Origin of the sequence: Aminobacter sp. MSH1, from assembly GCF_003071665.1 — a bacterium.
Classification (GTDB): domain Bacteria; phylum Pseudomonadota; class Alphaproteobacteria; order Rhizobiales; family Rhizobiaceae; genus Aminobacter; species Aminobacter niigataensis.
Genome location: NZ_CP026265.1, coordinates 700126 through 715985 on the forward strand (window position 1 = coordinate 700126; position 15860 = coordinate 715985).

Sequence of the window (15860 nt, forward strand, 5' to 3'; positions counted from 1 at the left end):
GGCGCGATCCTCCCTGGCCTGTTCAGACGTGGTAGATGTCGATGACGTGGTGGATGTAGTCGTTGGTCAGCACGACCTTCTTGCGGGCGATCTTCAGCCCGCCGTCGCCGACCTCGAGCGTGTAGAATGACGCCCCGTAGTAGGAATCGGTGGTCTTGTAGCGGAAGTTGAAGGTCAGCCAGTTGAAGCGGACCTCAAGCTTCTCCGCATCCTGTTCCAGGATCTCGACATTGGAGATGTGGTGGATGGTCCGCGGCTCCGGCAGGCTGGTGGCGCTGGAGCGCTCGGTGCGGATGCGGAAGATGCGATCCTCCAGCCCCTGCTTGGTCGGGTAGTACATCAGCGAGATTTCGGTCTGCGGGTCCTCGACGAGCGTTTCATCGTCGTCCCAGGACGGCATCCAGAACTCGGCATGCGGGGCGTAGAGCGCGAGCCATTCGTCCCACTGCCTGTCGTCCAGGAATCGGGCCTCGCGATAGAGGAACTCTTCCACCTCTTGGCGTGAAATGGTCATGACGTCTCCTTCCGCGGACCGTTCTCGGACCGCGCCGTGCGGGCTTGATGCTTGAAAGGCGGCGAGCCGGGCTCGCCGATCAGTTGCCGTCAGTCAGTCGGGTTCTTGCCGACCGCCTTCTCCAGCGTTTCCTTCCAGTATTTGTGCTGGATGACGAACAGGCCTTCGTCCTCGGTCTTGGCGCCCGAGAGCAGCGGCTTGAGGCCGATTGCCTTGGCGCCTTCGTCGGCGCCCTCGATCCAGTGCGTGGCGCCGCGGCTGAGGTCGTTCCACGCCGCCTGCCGCGCCTGGTAGCCGATCTGGCACGAGCGGAACTCCTCGAGGTCGTCGGGCGTCGCCATGCCGGAGGCGTTGAAGAAGTCCTCGTACTGGCGGATGCGGCGGGCACGCGCCTCGGCACCCTCGCCCTTGGGCGCGATGCAGTAGATGGTGACTTCCGTCTTGTCGACCGAGATGGGCCGGTACATGCGGATCTGCGAGGAGAACTGATCCATCAGGTAGACGTTGGGGTAGAGGCAGAGGTTGCGCGAGCGGTCGATCATCCAGTCGGCCCAGGACTGGCCGAACTTCTCGGTCAGTTCGCCGCGCTTCTCGGCAAGCGGCCGGTCCTCCGGATTGCTCCAGCGGGTCCAGAGCAGGAGATGGCCGTGCTCAAAGGAGTAGAATCCGCCGCCCTGCTTGGCCCAGGACGAGGCGTCCATGGCACGGGTGACGTCGACGCCGGCGGCAGCGGCCAGCGCATCCTTGCGGTGATTGGTGGTCGCCGCATAGTTCCAGTGCACTGAGGAGACATGGTAGCCGTCGGCGCCGTTTTCGGTCTGCAGCTTCCAGTTGCCGTCATAGACATAGGTCGAGCCGCCGCGCAGCACTTCGAGCCCGTCGGGCGACTGATCGACGATCATGTCGATGATCCTTGCGGCTTCTCCAAGATGCTGTTCGAGCGGCAGCACATCGGCATTCAGGCTGCCGAACAGGAAGCCGCGATAGCTCTCGAAACGCGCCACCTTGGTCAGGTCGTGCGAACCATTCTTGTTGAACTGTTCGGGGTAGCCGGCACCGTCGGGGTCCTTGGCCTTGAGCAGCTTGCCGCTGTTGGAAAAGGTCCAGCCGTGGAATGGGCAGGTGTAGGTGCTCTTGTTGCCGCGCTTGTGGCGGCACACCATCGCGCCGCGATGCGAACAGGCATTGAGGAAGCAGTGCAGCTCGCCCTTCTTGTCGCGCGAGATGACGATCGGCTGGCGGCCGATGTGGCCGGTCAGGAAGTCGTTGGCGTTCGGGATCTGGCTCTCATGGGCGAGATAGACCCAGTTGCCTTCCCAGATGTGGCGCATCTCCAGCTCGAACAGGTCGGGGTCGGTGAAGATGTCGCGACGGCAGCGATAGGCGCCGGCGGCGGGGTCGTCCACAACGGCCGCATCGAGCTTGTCTTCGATGTGCCGATCAAGGTTTGAGTCCAGCATGTTGCATTCCTCCACAAAGGTGGCGCGCCGCCTCCGCTTGGCGCACCCGATCCGACATCAGGCGCTGACGCGTTCGCGCTCGACCACGGTGTCCGTCACGCCTTCCACTTCAGGCATGAGCACGAAGTCGAAGTCGATCGAGGCGAAAGGCTCCTGCACCTGGCGTTCGGCCAGCACCTTCGGATCGCTGATGCGGGCGACCGGGGGGATGAGGTCGTTGCGGGTGCCGAAAGCGAAATCCTCGAACAGGTATTCGTCGCCTTCGATGTTGATCTGCGTCGTCAGGTGGCGGTAGCCGGGCGCCGAGACGAAGAAGTGGATGTGCGCCGGGCGGTGGCCATGGCGGCCGAAGGCGAACATCAGCTGCTCGGTCGAGCCGCCCGGAGGCGTGGCATAGCCGCTCGGCATGATCGAGCGGAAGCTGTAGCGCCCCTCGGCGTCGGTCTGGATGCGGCGGCGCAGGTTGTAGGCCTGCTGCTGCGGGTCGAAATGCGAATAGTTGCCCAGCGTGTTGGCGTGCCAGACGTCGACGATGGCGTCGGCGACAGGCTTGCCATTCTGGTCGCGGACCTGGCCCTGCATGAACACGACCTCGCCCTTGTCGGAGCCGTCGTCGAGCCGCGCAGTGCCCTTGGAGAGCGGTGCGCCGGCAATGTAGAGCGGTCCTTCGATGGTGCGGGCGGTGCCGCCGGCGAGGCCTGCGCGGCGCTCGGCCTCGTCGAGGCGCAGGTCGAGGAAATGCTCGAGGCCGATGCCCGGGGCGATCAGGCCGAGTTCATTGTTACGCGCCGCCTGGCCGAGATAGGCGACGGCACTCCAGACCTCGTTCATGCTGATGTCGAGATCGTCGATGGCGGTGAACAGGTCGCCGAGCAGCCGGTTGGCGATGGTCTTCAGGCGCTGGTCGCCGCCCGCCTGGTCAAGGCCGCTGGCACGGCTGGCGAGATCGTCGATGACGGACTTTTCGATAAGCTTGCTGGACATGGGAACCTCCCTTTCTGGCTCGCATTGCTGCGCGTTAACTAAACTCGCTCCCTTGCTCCCGCTCTACCTGCGCGGAAGGGAGCCCCTGTCGGCGCCTATGCGTCGTCGTCGGCGATCGCCGACGGATGCCGGCAAAGCGCCTTCACTTCGATCTGCATGAACGGAAACAGCGGCAGCCCGGACAGGATTTCGTGCAGTTCGCCCGGCCCGCTGACGTCGAAGACGCTGACATTGGCGTAGCGCCCGGCGACGCGCCAAAGATGGCGCCACTTGCCGCTGCGTTGCAGTTCCTGGGCCTGCGCCTTCTCAGTCGCCTTCAGCCGGTCGGCTTCGTCCTTGGGCAGATCGTGCGGCAGCTTGACGGTCATTTCGACATGAAACAGCATGAACTCACCTCACCACGCGCAGGGACGCGGGCGCACCGGCCCGGTCGCGACGGAAGCGGCTCACCGCCGCGTCATCCAATTCGATTCCCAGGCCAGGCCCGGTGGGAACCTTGAGCTCGAAGTCGGCGTAGCCGAGCGGCTCGGTCAGCAGTTCCTCGGTCAGCAGCAGCGGGCCGAACAATTCGGTGCCCCAGTCGAGACTGCGAACCCCGGCAAACAGGTGTGCTGCGGCGATCGTGCCGATCGGTCCTTCAAGCATCGTGCCGCCATAGACGGCGATACCTGCCGCTTCGGCCACCGCGATCACCTTCGATGCGGCGAACAGGCCGCCGGCCTGCTCGATCTTGACCGAGAACACGTCGCCGGCGTGCTTCGATGCCGCGGCCAGCGCGCTTTCGGGTCCGGTCAGTATCTCGTCGGCCATCAGCGCGATGCGGGACTTCGCCTGCAGCCGGGCGAGCGGCTCGACGCCGGCGACAGGCTGCTCGACCAGCACGCAGCCGGCGTCGGCCAATGCCGCAATGCCATGGGCCGCCTCGCGTTCACGCCAGGCCATGTTGACGTCGACGCGGACACTGGCGAAATCAGGCAGCGCCTTGCGGATCGCCGCCACATGCGCAACGTCCTGATCAACCGGTCGCTTGCCGATCTTCAGCTTGAAATCCCTGTGGCGGCGGGCCTCCAGCATGCGCTGGGCCTCTTCGATATCCTTGGCGGTATCGCCCGAAGCCAGTGTCCAGGCCACCGGCAGGCTGTCACGCCTGGAACCGCCGAGCAGTTCCGAGAGCGGCAGGCCAAGGCGGCGTGCCTGTGCGTCCAGAAGGGCGGTTTCGACCGCGCATTTGGCGAAGTGGTTGCCCTTCACCGCCGCATTGACCTTGTCCATGGCAAGCGCGACGCGCGTCGCGTCGGCGCCGATGAGCAGCGGCGCGATGTACTGGTCGATTGCAAGCTTCATGCTTTCGGGGCTTTCGGCGCCATAGGCGAGACCGCCGATCGTGGTGCCTTCGCCCAGTCCCGAGACCTCGTCGGAGCAGCGCAGCCTGACGACCATCATCGTCTGCCCGCTCATCGTCACCATCGACAGCGCGTGCGGCCGGATGGTTGGCACATCAAGCAGAATGGTATCGATTTCGATGATGCGGATGCCAGAATTCACGGAACTTTCCTCCGAACTTCCTATGGCAAACGCTAGCTTTGAGCCGACAAACAGTCCAAGACTATCTCGGTCGATATCGATACCTAGAAGGTATAGTGCCATGGACATGCGCCAGCTTCGCTACTTCGTCGCCGTCGCACGCGAGCGCAATTTCTCAAGGGCTGCGGAGGTGCTGCATATCGCGCAACCGCCGCTCAGCCGGCAGATCCAGCAACTCGAAGAGAGCCTGGGCGCCCTACTGATCGACCGGTCCAGCCGGCCGCTGGCGCTGACCGAGGCTGGCCGCTTCTTCTACGAGCAGGCGAGCCAGATGATCACGCGGATGGAGCACATTCGCGAGCAGACGCGCCGCATCGCGCTGTCGCGGCGCGAGATCTTCATCATCGGATGCGTCGGCTCGACGCTCTACAGCGGCATCCCCGACCTCGTCCGCCGCATGCGGGTCCGCTGGCCGGAGCTCGGCATCGAGTTCCGCGAGATGATGTCGGTCGAGCAGATCGCCGCCCTCAAGGACGGGCGCATCGATCTCGGCTTCGGTCGCGTGCGGCTCAGCGACCCGGATGTCGAACGGATCACGCTGCGCGAGGAGCGGCTGGTCGTCGCCTTCCCGAAAAACCACCCCAAATCGCTCTCGACCTCGCCGATCGCCCTCAAGGACATAGAGGGCGAGACCTTGGTGATCTATCCCTCCAAACCGCGACCAAGCTTCGCCGACGAAGTGCTCGGCCTGTTTGCCGAGCTCAATGTCGAACCCGGCATCGTCGAGGAGGTTCGCGAGATACAGACCGCGCTTGGCCTGGTGGCAGCGGCCGCGGGCTTGTGCATCGTTCCGGCGGCCTCGCAGCGCCAGCGCCCCGACGATGTCTGCTACCGCATCTTGTCCGATGAAAAGGCAACCTCGCCGGTGATCATGAGCTATCGGCGCAACGACAATTCCGGACGGATAGAGGCGATCAAGGAACTGATCCGGGAAATGTACGCCGACAACCCGCCCTGGCTGCAGCTGTCGAACATTACCTGGTAGCCTGGAAAACTCGCTGCCAGGCAGAAGGCCAGGCAGGTCGCAGGGCTTCCGTGACGAAATCGAACATTTTGCCTTGTCAGGAATATTCGGGTCGGCTACTCATCATTTCGATACTTCTAGGATTATTGAAATATGGAAGAGCACCAAGCCCTGGCCGCCTTCGGAGCCCTGTCGCAGGAGACCAGGCTGCGCATCTTGCGCATGCTGGTTGTCGCAGGTCCCGATGGCATGGCGGCCGGCACCATTGCCGACAAGGCCGACGTTTCGGCCTCCAACGTCAGCTTCCATCTCAAGGAACTGGAGCGGGCAGGCCTGGTCGCCGCACGCAGGGATTCCCGGTCGATGATCTACAACGCCGAGTACGATGCGATCAGGGGCATCATCCGGTTCCTGATGGAGGACTGCTGTTCCGGCCGTCCGGAAATCTGCGCGCCCGTCATCACCGCCGCGGCCTGCGGCACTCCGTTGAAGGCCTGACCGATGTCCATATTCGAACGCTACCTGACCCTGTGGGTCGCACTTTGCATTGTCGTGGGCGTTGCCCTCGGCCATTTCCTGCCCGGCTTGTTCCAGGGGATCGGCGCCGCCGAGATCGCCAAGGTCAACATCCCGGTGGCCGTACTGATCTGGCTGATGATCATCCCGATGCTGCTCAAGATCGATTTCGCGGCATTGCATGAGGTCGGCCGGCACTGGCGCGGCATCGGCGTGACGCTGTTCATCAACTGGGCCGTGAAGCCGTTTTCCATGGCGCTCCTGGGGTGGTTGTTCATCGGCTGGCTGTTTAGGCCGCATCTGCCGGCAGATCAGATCGACTCGTACATTGCGGGCCTGATCATCCTTGCCGCAGCGCCTTGCACGGCCATGGTGTTCGTCTGGTCGAACCTGACGAAGGGCGAGCCGCACTTCACGCTCTCGCAGGTCGCATTGAACGATGCGATCATGGTCGTTGCCTTCGCGCCGATCGTCGGCCTGCTGCTCGGCCTGTCCGCCATCACTGTTCCATGGGACACGCTCGTCCTGTCGGTCGTCCTCTACATCGTCATTCCCGTGCTCATCGCCCAGGTCGTTCGGCGCGGCCTGCTGGCTCGTGGCGGACAGGCAGCGCTCGACGGCCTGCTCAAGATTGTGCAGCCGATGTCGCTGGTCGCGCTTTTGGCCACGCTGGTGCTGCTGTTCGGCTTCCAGGGCGAGCAGATCATCGCGCAGCCGCTGGTCATTGCGATGCTCGCCGTGCCCATCCTGATCCAGGTCTATTTCAACTCCGGACTTGCCTATCTGCTGAACCGCATTTCCGGCGAACAGCACTGCGTTGCCGGACCGTCGGCACTGATCGGTGCTTCCAATTTCTTCGAACTGGCCGTGGCTGCCGCCATCAGCCTGTTCGGATTCAGCTCGGGCGCAGCGCTCGCAACCGTCGTCGGCGTGCTGGTCGAGGTTCCGGTGATGCTGTCCGTCGTCTGGATCGTGAACCGCTCAAAGGGCTGGTACGAGCGCGGCATCGAGACCAAGACATCAATCGAAACCGGGAGCGCCCGATGACCATCACGATCTATCACAACCCCGCCTGCGGCACGTCCCGAAATACGCTCGCATTGATCCGGGCCAGCGGCGAGGAGCCCGTCGTCATCGAATACCTCAAGGACCCGCCGTCGCGCGATCGGCTGGTCGAGCTTCTCGGCGCGATGAAGATGCCTCCCCGCGACCTGTTGCGGCAAAAGGGAACGCCCTACGGCGAACTCGGGCTGTCGGATCCCACGTGGAGCGATGACCAGATCCTCGACTTCATGCTCGCCCACCCGATTCTGATCAACCGGCCGATCGTTGAGACACCGCGCGGGACACGCCTGTGCCGTCCATCCGAAGCGGTGCTCGACCTGCTCGACAACCCGGTGGCGTCCTACACCAAGGAGGACGGCGAAGTGGTGAGCTACGATCGAAAGCTCCTGTGAACATGGACTTGCCCAATCTTCAGCCGGACGCGTTCCGCATGCCCGACCCGGGAGCGCTGAACGCAGCCTTCCCGGCCCACAAGCCGCGTATCCTGTTGCTCTACGGCTCGCTCCGCGAGCGGTCCTACAGCCGCTTCCTGACGCTCGAGGCCCAGCGGCTGCTCGATGCGATGGGGGCTGAGACGCGCGTCTATCATCCGAACGGCCTGCCATTGCCGGAAGACGCCTCGGCCGAGCATCCCAAGGTGCAGGAACTGCGCGAAGCGATGCTCTGGTCGGAGGGCCAGGTATGGACCAGCCCCGAGCGGCATGGCGCCATGAGCGCGGTCATGAAGGCGCAGATCGACTGGATTCCCTTGCCGGGCGGGGCCATCCGTCCGACGCAGGGCAGGACCCTGGCTGTCATGCAGGTTTCTGGCGGTTCGCAGTCCTTCAACGCCGTGAACCAGATGCGAATCCTCGGACGCTGGATGCGGATGGTCACCATCCCCAACCAGTCATCGGTCGCCAAGGTGTGGCAGGAGTTCGATGAAAGCGGAAGAATGAAGCCTTCATCTTTCTACGACCGGGTCGTCGATGTCATGGAAGAACTGATGAAGTTTACCTTGCTTACGCGCGGCATCTCCGGACATCTGACCGATCGCTACAGCGAGCGCAAAGAGCATGCCGCCAAGCTTGAAAAGCGCGTGCGACTGAAATCGCTATGACAGCCGAGCGTGCGCCGATCGCAGCAATTGCCGCCCTCGGCATCACGCAAATCATCGGCTACGGAACGCTCTACTACGCCTTCAGTATCCTCGCCGGCGACATGGCGAAAGATCTGGACTGGTCCGCGGAATGGGTCTTTGGGGCTCTGTCGGCCGCCCTGCTGGCCGGCGGCCTCGTGGCTCCCTGGCTGGGATCATGGATCGACCGCTACGGCGCCGGGCGGCTGATGACGCTCGGCTCCGGACTGGCCGCCGCCGGCCTCGTCGCATGCGCCATGGCGCCGACCAAGACCGCCTTCGTCCTTGCCCTGATCGCCGTCGAGATCGCTGCCAACCTGGTGCAGTACGGCGCGGCTTTCGCGCTGCTGGTCCAGATCCGGCCTCAAGCCGCGCAGCGCAGCATCACCTACTTGACCCTGATCGGAGGCTTTGCTTCCACGATCTTCTGGCCGATGACCGACGCATTGCATGCCATGATGCCATGGCAGCACGTCTACCTGATCTTCGCCGGCCTCAATCTTGTTGTCTGCCTGCCTCTGCATGCCTGGCTGTCGCATGGGCTGGCGCAAAGCCGGCGGAAGGCCTCACAGTTGCCTGCGCCCATCGTCGGCCAACTCGCAGCGTCGGCACGCCCGTTGGGCTTCGCCCTGATGGTGACGGCCTTCGCCCTGCAGTCCCTGGTCGGCGCAGCCGTCCTGGTCCACATGGTCCCGCTGCTTTCAGGCTTGGGCCTTGGCGCTTCGGCCGCTGTCGTTGGAACGCTGTTCGGCCCGTCCCAGGTGCTGAGCCGCCTGACCAACATGATGTACGGCCGCAACCTGTCGCCGGTGATGCTGGCGTTGATCGCAGCGGCGCTCATGCCATGCGCCGTCGCGGTGCTGGTACTGACCGCCCCGAGCGTCGTCGGAGCCATGGCATTTGCCGTCCTGTTCGGCCTGGGCAACGGGCTGTTCAGTATCGTCTCCGGCACCTTGCCGCTGATGCTGTTCGGAAGCGAAGGCTATGGCCGGCTCCAGGGACGCGTCACATCAGCACGCCTGATCGTTTCGGCGCTGGCACCGTTTGCGCTGGCCTTCGGGATGGCCAACATCGGCATCACCTGGTCGCTGTCGCTCGTGGTCGGATTGGGCGGAAGTGCCGCCCTCACGCTTCTGGCGGTCAACCGCTTGGCCCGAAACGGCACCTGAAGCCCATGCGGACGCGCCAGGGTCAGCGAACTGAAGTTCGCCGATTCCGCTCAAGGCCCGGCCAAGCCAGGAGCCGATCTTTCAGAAATAGCAGATTTGACGAAGGTGATTTGGTGGTGGAACCAGTATCGAGCGAACTAGTCTCGGCCAAGCAATTCCCTGATAGCCCCCTACTTTCAGGGAAAATCGACTGTTTCAGGGATGCGACCAATCGGATCGGCTGGAAATATCGAGCAATTGCAGAGCTTTGCGCCCAGATTCGCTATATTCTAGAGCAGGGAAAAACTTATCAGGAACAGGGAACGGGAGAACGGGACGTAAGCGACCAGGGAAATGCGGCAACGCTGGGCAGCGAAACTCGACAGCTCCAAACCTACGACGGTCAGTGACGCTACGGCGACCTAAGAGCCACCTCATTTGCCGGCCAGAGAGGGGAGCGGAACGATCGATAACCAGAGATGGCGCTATAGATTCTGTCGGCAGCTTGCGCCCTCATGCACTAACCCGCTTCGCGGGAGAGTCGCCTCGTTCTGAGATGACGTGACAGGCATTGGCCTTGAGCGGGTAGAAGCTGCGGTCTGACCATGGAGTTCCCTTCAATGAGAGGAACTCGCCATGGATACCCTGTTGACCAATGCACCGACCACGCCGCTTCGCCAGCGCATGCAGCAAGACATGCTCATGCGCGGCCTGGGCTCCCATACCCAGCAGGACTACGTTCGTCACGTCCGGCGCTTCGCAGTCTTCCTCCGACGCTCTCCGGATTCCGCAACGTCCGAGGATATCCGCCGCTTCCAGCTGCATCAGCATGAGAACGGCGTCGGCCCTGCGACGATCAACGGTGGGGTCTCCGCACTGCGGTTCCTGTTTCTGGTGACGCTGAAGCGGCGGGATCTGGCGCGGGCGCTGGTGATAACCCGGTATCAGCGCAAGCTACCCGACGTGCTGAGCGTGGAGGAAGCGGCGCGGCTGCTCGAAGCAGCACCAGGCATCAAATACAAGGCCGCGCTCGGCGCCGCTTATGGCGCTGGTCTTCGTGTGTCTGAGGTCGCTCATCTCAAGGTCGACGACATCGACAGCACGCGCATGCTGATCCGCGTTGAGCAGGGCAAGGGTCGCAAGGATCGCAACGCCATGCTCTCGCCGCAGCTGCTGGAACTGCTGCGGCTGTGGTGGCGCGAAGGCAAGCGGCGCGGGGTGATGCTCCCGCATGCCTGGCTGTTCCCGGGGCGCAGCTGCACCGATCCGATCTCTTCGCGACAACTGCATCGCGCGGTTCAGGAGGCAGCCGAAGTCGCCGGCATCCGCAAGCACGTCAGCCCGCACACGCTGCGGCACAGCTTCGCCACCCATCTGCTCGAACAAGACGTCGACATCCGCGTCATCCAGGTGCTGCTCGGCCATAGCATGCTCGATACGACCGCGCTCTACACCAAGGTCTCGACCCGGACGATCCACGCGGTCGCCGGGCCACTCGACCGGCTCATGGCGCTGATGGAAAGCAGGACGCCGCCCGGCTGATCCGTGCGCGCCGACCTGGAGGTCGCCGACATCTTCCGTGCCGCCGGTACTGCCTACCGGGCCGCTCATGCCGGACACCTGAGCCTCACCCAGCTCAAGGTCATGTCGGCGATCGAGCACTGCCGCACCGCAGCTCTTGGCGGTCATGTCGAAGCCTGCGAGGACTGCGGCCAGTGGCGGATCGCTTACAATAGCTGCCGCAACCGGCACTGTCCGAAGTGCCAGGGCGCGGCCGCGCGCGCCTAGCTTGCCGAGCGGGAGGGCGACCTACTGCCGGTCGGCTACTTCCATGTCGTGTTCACTCTGCCCGCCGAGGTCGCCGACATCGCCAACCAGAACAAGGCGCTGGTCTACGACCTGCTGTTCAAGGCGGCATCGGAGACCATGCTGACGATCGCGGCCGATCCGAGGCACCTCGGCGCGCGCATCGGCATAACCGCTGTGCTCCACACTTGGGGCTCGGCGATGACCCACCACCCGCATGTCCACATGATCGTGCCGGGCGGCGGCATCGCGCCGGACGGGAGCCGCTGGATCTCGTCGCGCCCGGCCTTCCTGCTCCCGGTGCGCGTGCTCGGCAAGCAGTTCCGACGGCTCTTCCTGACCCGCCTGGTCACGCTGCACGAGGCGGGGCGGCTCGCCTTCTTTGGATCGATGGCGCACCTCGCCGAACGGCGGGCCTTGCTGCACCACCTGGCTCCCATCCGGAAGAAGCGCTGGGTTGTCTACGCCAAGGCGCCGTTCGCCGGGCCAGAGGCGGTCCTCGCCTACCTGTCGCGCTACACGCACCGGGTCGCGATCTCGAACAGTCGGCTGATCGCCTTCGACCAGAGCCACGTCACCTTCCGCTACAAGGACTACCGTCGCAACGGCGCCGACCGGCGGCAGGTCATGACGCTCGCGGCCGACGAGTTCATCCGCCGCTTCCTGCTCCATGTTCTGCCGCGCGGCTTCCATCGCATCCGTCATTACGGCCTACTCGCCGGCTCCGCCCGGAAGAACAGCATCGCACGCGCCCGCGAACTGCTTTGCGTTGCCCCACCTCCCGATGACGGTGCCAAGGACGAACCGGACGACTTCCGCCCGTCATGCTCGTGCTGCGGCGGACGCATGATCGTCATCGAGGTGTTCGAACGATGGAAGCAACCGCGCGCACCGCCAGGCACCACGGCGAACCGGGAGAACCGTCCATGACCTGGCATGGCATGCTCAACCTTCAAACCGCGGGCACTCAGTCTCCGGTAGCGGCTCTGCCTGCGCACATGGTGATCATCGACACTGACAGGAATGTGTCCGACTGCACGCCGAGCCTGGAAAGCCGCGCGCAAACTTCACGGAGCGGTCCGCTCATCTCGATCACGGCGCTTCCCCGAAACGGTCTCGCCATCGCCGACATCAGCCGAAAATCGAAATCTCCATAGACATCGACTGTGGACCGCCGGTTCCTGCATGAGAGGCTTTCGTACGCCTGCCGGCACCCGAAACCCTTCACCATGTCAGCCGTTAAGGCTGCTTTCGACGGTCTCATAAAGCGGACATTGCCTATACTTGTCTGAATGCCATCCGATAATTTCGCCGTATGCGTTCGAATCCCGACCGGTCCGGCGGACGGGTGGAAGGAGATCGCCCGGCCTACACAAGCGGATCGAAGTCATGACGGAGGCGCACAGCACGAGTAGGCTGGGATACCGTCTGTCCGCTCTTGTGCCGCGCCAGCGGGCAGAGTCTCCAAGCACCGGCCCGATCAGAGCGAAGCGGAGGCCGGTCAAAAAGACCGGATCAAGATGCGCGAAAGCGTCAAACTTGAGAACGGTGCTACCCAACCGCCATTTTTATTATATCGCAGTGATTTAGTCGACGTCGATTAATAGTTAATATTCAGGCACATTGATCGATTCGTTCCCCGAAAAGACTACCAAGAGGAAGCAGTTGGATATCCACGATGTTAAACTGTTACTGCAGCAGCATCTGACAGACGGCCTAGTGACGATTGCTGGCTCTGGTCTGTCATGCGCTGAAGGGCTTCCGGGTATGGGCGAGTTGGCCACTCATCTCGATGCAACGGTGACAACCGGCTTGGCGGCAGCTGACGTAGATCGATGGAGAGCAATCTCGCCGCTCCTGTTAACAAAGGGCCTTGAGGCGGCCCTCCTGGAGGTGCCTCCCACACCAGGACTGGAAACCACGATTGTCGCTCGCACGGCAGAACTGATCGCTATCCGGGAGCGCCAAATCGTTGCCGAGGTTTTTTCGCGGACACGGACACTGCGTTTTACCCGGCTCGTCAAGCAGTTGTTGAAGCCGTACGGCGGGCTTCCGGTCATCACGACGAACTATGATCGTCTGATTGAGGTCGCTGTGGAGGAAGCAGGCCTCGGCGTTGATACATTGTTCGTCGGCCATTTCGCAGGTGAGTTGAATGAGTACGAAAGCCGATTGAGCTTCTGCCGGGAAGTGACGTTGAAGGCCGGAAGAGCGCAGTATCGCTATCGCCCCCGCGCCAACGTCTTTAAGCCGCATGGAAGTCTTGATTGGTATCACCGTGACGGAAAGCCCGTCCGCTATAGCGGCGACCTTGATCTACCGCGCCTCATCATAACTCCTGGGTTGAACAAGTTCCGTAACGGCTATGAAAGCCCGTTCGACCGCCATCGGGAGCGCGCAAATTCAGCCATCGACCGCGCCAGCCGGTTTCTCGTGATCGGCTATGGCTTCAACGACGACCATCTGGAAACGCACCTTACGCCTCGCATCCGCAGTGGCGTGCCCACGCACCTGTTGACCTATGGACTTTCGAATAACGCGGCGAAGCTTGTCAACGAGTGCCGCAATGTCATCGCAATTCAGCGCGCCGAACAAGGTGGCGCTTCCGGCTCCGGCGTCTTTGTCGCCGGCGTCGAGACTTTCTTTCCCGGTCTGGATCTGTGGGATCTAGGCTCATTCGTTGCCGAGGTGCTTGAACCATGACTGAAGCCGCTCTCCAGTTTGCCGAAGAGGATAGGATCGGGCGCGTTGGGTCGGTTGACACCAGCCGCGTCGCAATCGATGTGACCAACTCCGTTCTACTCACGCGGATTGGCATTGGGCAGCTCGTCGCCATTCGCGGCGCGACAGAGCGCGAATACCTCATCGCCATGACCGAGCGCGTCACGCGCAGCACCAGGGAGGGGCTACCCGGCCCTGACGATGAAGGTGCTGATGGGGCACTGTTGGCAGCAGTGCCGACCGATTTGATTCAAGGCGTATTGGTCGGCACGTTCAGAACGGTGGAAGGGGATCGGCGAAATACGTTCAAACGCGGTGCCGATAGTTTTCCACAGATCGACCGGGCCTGCTTCGTCATCGAAGGTGGAAACCTCCAGCGCTTCATGGGCATCCTGGGAGCAGGTTTCTCCGCAGATGAAAGACTTAAGCTCGGTACGTTCGTGGCGGATCGCACGGCCGACGCGATCGCCAGTGGCGACAAGTTCTTTCAACGGCACGCGGCGATCCTCGGAAGCACCGGATCTGGTAAAAGCTGGGCGGTTGCGCTGATACTCGAACGGGCTGCCAAACTAAAGTTTCCGAATATTATCGTGTTCGACATGCATGGCGAATACGCCCCCTTGGCTGATAAAGCGGCCGGAGGATTTGCCACGCGTTTCCGTATTGCTGGCCCCGGCGATCTGGAGAATCCGGGCGACGACACGTTGTTCCTGCCATATTGGTTGCTCAACCGCGATGAAATGCTATCGATGATCCTTGATCGGAGCGACCAGAACGCGCCCAATCAGGCGTCACGATTCACCCTGCATGTCCGCTCCTTAAAAGGACAGACGCTCGACGCAGAGGGTAAGGCGGACATCAAGAAAACATACACAGTCGATTCACCTATACCCTACGACGTAAGACATTTGGTGGGCCTTCTGAGCACCGACAATACGACAAAAGGGCTTGGCAAGACCGGTCCGGTGAAGGGCGAATGGGAAGATAAGCTGACACGGTTCCTATCTCGCCTCGAAGCGAAGCTGGATGATCGTCGTTACGGCTTTATGTTCGCACCACCGCCTGCTGCAATGAAATACGACTGGCTTGCAGCACAGCTGCTCAAACTTCTGCGATCGGGCGACAACACTGGCATAAAGGTTATCGATTTTTCTGAAGTGCCCGCCGATGTACTCCCCGTCGTGACAGGGACGCTGGCTAGGCTACTCTATGACGTCCAGTTCTGGATGAGCGGGAAAACCCGAACTCCAGTTACACTGCTGTGCGACGAGGCGCATCTTTATCTTCCGGTTCGTGATGACGCCGATGCGGTCCAGCGCCAAGCCCTTGGGTCGTTCGAGCGGATCGCCAAGGAAGGCCGGAAGTATGGCTTCTCCCTGCTCGTCGTGAGCCAGCGCCCTTCGGATGTCAGCCGAACTATTCTCAGCCAGTGTAATAATTTCCTCGCCTTGCGCCTGACGAATGAAACAGATCAAGGTGTCATCAAGCGCCTGATGCCGGACTCGCTGGCAGGACTGACAAGTATCTTGCCGCTGCTCGATACCGGCGAGGCGTTGTTGTTGGGTGATGCTGTTTTGCTACCGACGCGGATCAAGCTCGACATACCCAAAGTTGCACCGGATAGTGCGACGCGAGCTTTCTGGTCGGAGTGGGGATCAACCAAGCCTAGTGAAATAGAGATTGCAATCGCAATCGAGTGCTTGCGGGGGCAATCGCGTAACGGCGGCTAAAGCTCGCCGAGTGCACATTGGGGAGCGCAATGATTCTAACGGATAATGAGACAAAGGTGGATCTCCTCAACAATGAGGCGGGCGTCAAACATCGGGCACCGCATCGTCGCTGCCTCTTGTCAAGAGTGCGCGCGTCCAATGGTGGCCTTCTGTGACGTCGTGATACTGCAACGATTGCGCATGCCATTCAGCATGCAATGGTAGAAGGGAAGAGCTAGTGCCTAGCGACACGCCCGACATCGCATGGACGG

At 62.4% G+C, this 15860-nt stretch carries 16 protein-coding genes and 1 pseudogene; 12 read left to right on the top strand and 5 right to left on the bottom strand.

Annotated elements, in window-relative coordinates; translation table 11 throughout:
- Nucleotides 1-22: 22 nt before the first annotated feature.
- The 5 genes from benB to CO731_RS03345 all read right to left on the bottom strand — a co-directional run bounded on the left by benB (nucleotide 23) and on the right by CO731_RS03345 (nucleotide 4503).
- On the bottom strand, nucleotides 23-514 hold the full coding sequence (gene benB, locus CO731_RS03325; RefSeq protein ID WP_108605947.1) for a benzoate 1,2-dioxygenase small subunit: 492 nt from the start codon (nucleotides 512-514) through the stop codon (nucleotides 23-25).
- Between the two features lie 89 nt (nucleotides 515-603).
- Nucleotides 604-1974 carry a benzoate 1,2-dioxygenase large subunit gene (benA, locus tag CO731_RS03330; protein ID WP_108605948.1) on the bottom strand — a complete coding sequence of 457 codons (1371 nt, stop codon included), beginning with the start codon at nucleotides 1972-1974 and terminating at the stop codon, nucleotides 604-606.
- A 57-nt stretch (nucleotides 1975-2031) separates the two neighbouring features.
- Entirely contained in the window at nucleotides 2032-2958 is a 927-nt protein-coding gene (gene catA / locus CO731_RS03335) for a catechol 1,2-dioxygenase (RefSeq protein WP_108605949.1), read from the bottom strand.
- Nucleotides 2959-3053: 95 nt separating this feature from the next.
- A complete protein-coding gene (gene catC / locus CO731_RS03340) occupies nucleotides 3054-3344 on the bottom strand; it encodes a muconolactone Delta-isomerase (protein WP_108605950.1) in 291 nt (96 codons plus the stop codon).
- Between the two features lie 4 nt (nucleotides 3345-3348).
- The gene (locus CO731_RS03345) at nucleotides 3349-4503 is read right to left on the bottom strand and encodes a muconate/chloromuconate family cycloisomerase (RefSeq protein WP_108605951.1); all 1155 of its coding nucleotides are present in this window, start codon (nucleotides 4501-4503) and stop codon (nucleotides 3349-3351) included.
- A gap of 100 nt (nucleotides 4504-4603) precedes the next feature.
- Here CO731_RS03345 and CO731_RS03350 point away from each other — a divergent pair, with 100 nt between their 5' ends.
- From CO731_RS03350 to CO731_RS03400, 12 genes and pseudogenes are all read left to right on the top strand, one after another.
- Nucleotides 4604-5527, top strand: a complete 924-nt coding sequence (locus CO731_RS03350) for a LysR family transcriptional regulator (RefSeq protein ID WP_108605952.1) — start codon at nucleotides 4604-4606, stop codon at nucleotides 5525-5527.
- 132 nt (nucleotides 5528-5659) lie between these two features.
- Entirely contained in the window at nucleotides 5660-6004 is a 345-nt protein-coding gene (locus CO731_RS03355; protein ID WP_108605953.1) for a metalloregulator ArsR/SmtB family transcription factor, read from the top strand.
- Nucleotides 6005-6007: 3 nt separating this feature from the next.
- Complete coding sequence (arsB, locus tag CO731_RS03360) at nucleotides 6008-7069, top strand: ACR3 family arsenite efflux transporter (protein ID WP_108605954.1); 1062 nt, start codon at nucleotides 6008-6010, stop codon at nucleotides 7067-7069.
- Nucleotides 7066-7479 (top strand): arsenate reductase (glutaredoxin), encoded by a 414-nt coding sequence (gene arsC / locus CO731_RS03365; RefSeq protein ID WP_108605955.1) that lies wholly within the window; start codon nucleotides 7066-7068, stop codon nucleotides 7477-7479. The genes arsB and arsC overlap by 4 nt, the downstream gene beginning before the upstream one ends.
- A gap of 2 nt (nucleotides 7480-7481) precedes the next feature.
- Entirely contained in the window at nucleotides 7482-8186 is a 705-nt protein-coding gene (arsH, locus tag CO731_RS03370) for an arsenical resistance protein ArsH (protein WP_108605956.1), read from the top strand.
- Entirely contained in the window at nucleotides 8183-9373 is a 1191-nt protein-coding gene (gene arsK, locus CO731_RS03375) for an arsenite efflux MFS transporter ArsK (RefSeq protein WP_108605957.1), read from the top strand. The genes arsH and arsK overlap by 4 nt, the downstream gene beginning before the upstream one ends.
- 116 nt (nucleotides 9374-9489) lie before the next feature.
- The gene (locus tag CO731_RS28560) at nucleotides 9490-9762 is read left to right on the top strand and encodes a hypothetical protein (protein WP_159091543.1); all 273 of its coding nucleotides are present in this window, start codon (nucleotides 9490-9492) and stop codon (nucleotides 9760-9762) included.
- A gap of 226 nt (nucleotides 9763-9988) precedes the next feature.
- On the top strand, nucleotides 9989-10894 hold the full coding sequence (locus tag CO731_RS03380) for a site-specific integrase (protein WP_108605958.1): 906 nt from the start codon (nucleotides 9989-9991) through the stop codon (nucleotides 10892-10894).
- Between the two features lie 3 nt (nucleotides 10895-10897).
- Nucleotides 10898-12088: pseudogene (locus CO731_RS03385) on the top strand (IS91 family transposase).
- Complete coding sequence (locus CO731_RS28565) at nucleotides 12085-12315, top strand: hypothetical protein (protein WP_159091544.1); 231 nt, start codon at nucleotides 12085-12087, stop codon at nucleotides 12313-12315. Before CO731_RS03385 ends, CO731_RS28565 begins: the two are co-directional and overlap by 4 nt.
- A 508-nt stretch (nucleotides 12316-12823) precedes the next feature.
- On the top strand, nucleotides 12824-13861 hold the full coding sequence (locus CO731_RS03395; RefSeq protein ID WP_108609604.1) for an SIR2 family protein: 1038 nt from the start codon (nucleotides 12824-12826) through the stop codon (nucleotides 13859-13861).
- Complete coding sequence (locus CO731_RS03400; RefSeq protein WP_108605960.1) at nucleotides 13858-15609, top strand: ATP-binding protein; 1752 nt, start codon at nucleotides 13858-13860, stop codon at nucleotides 15607-15609. Before CO731_RS03395 ends, CO731_RS03400 begins: the two co-directional genes overlap by 4 nt.
- The last annotated feature ends 251 nt before the right edge of the window (nucleotides 15610-15860 follow it).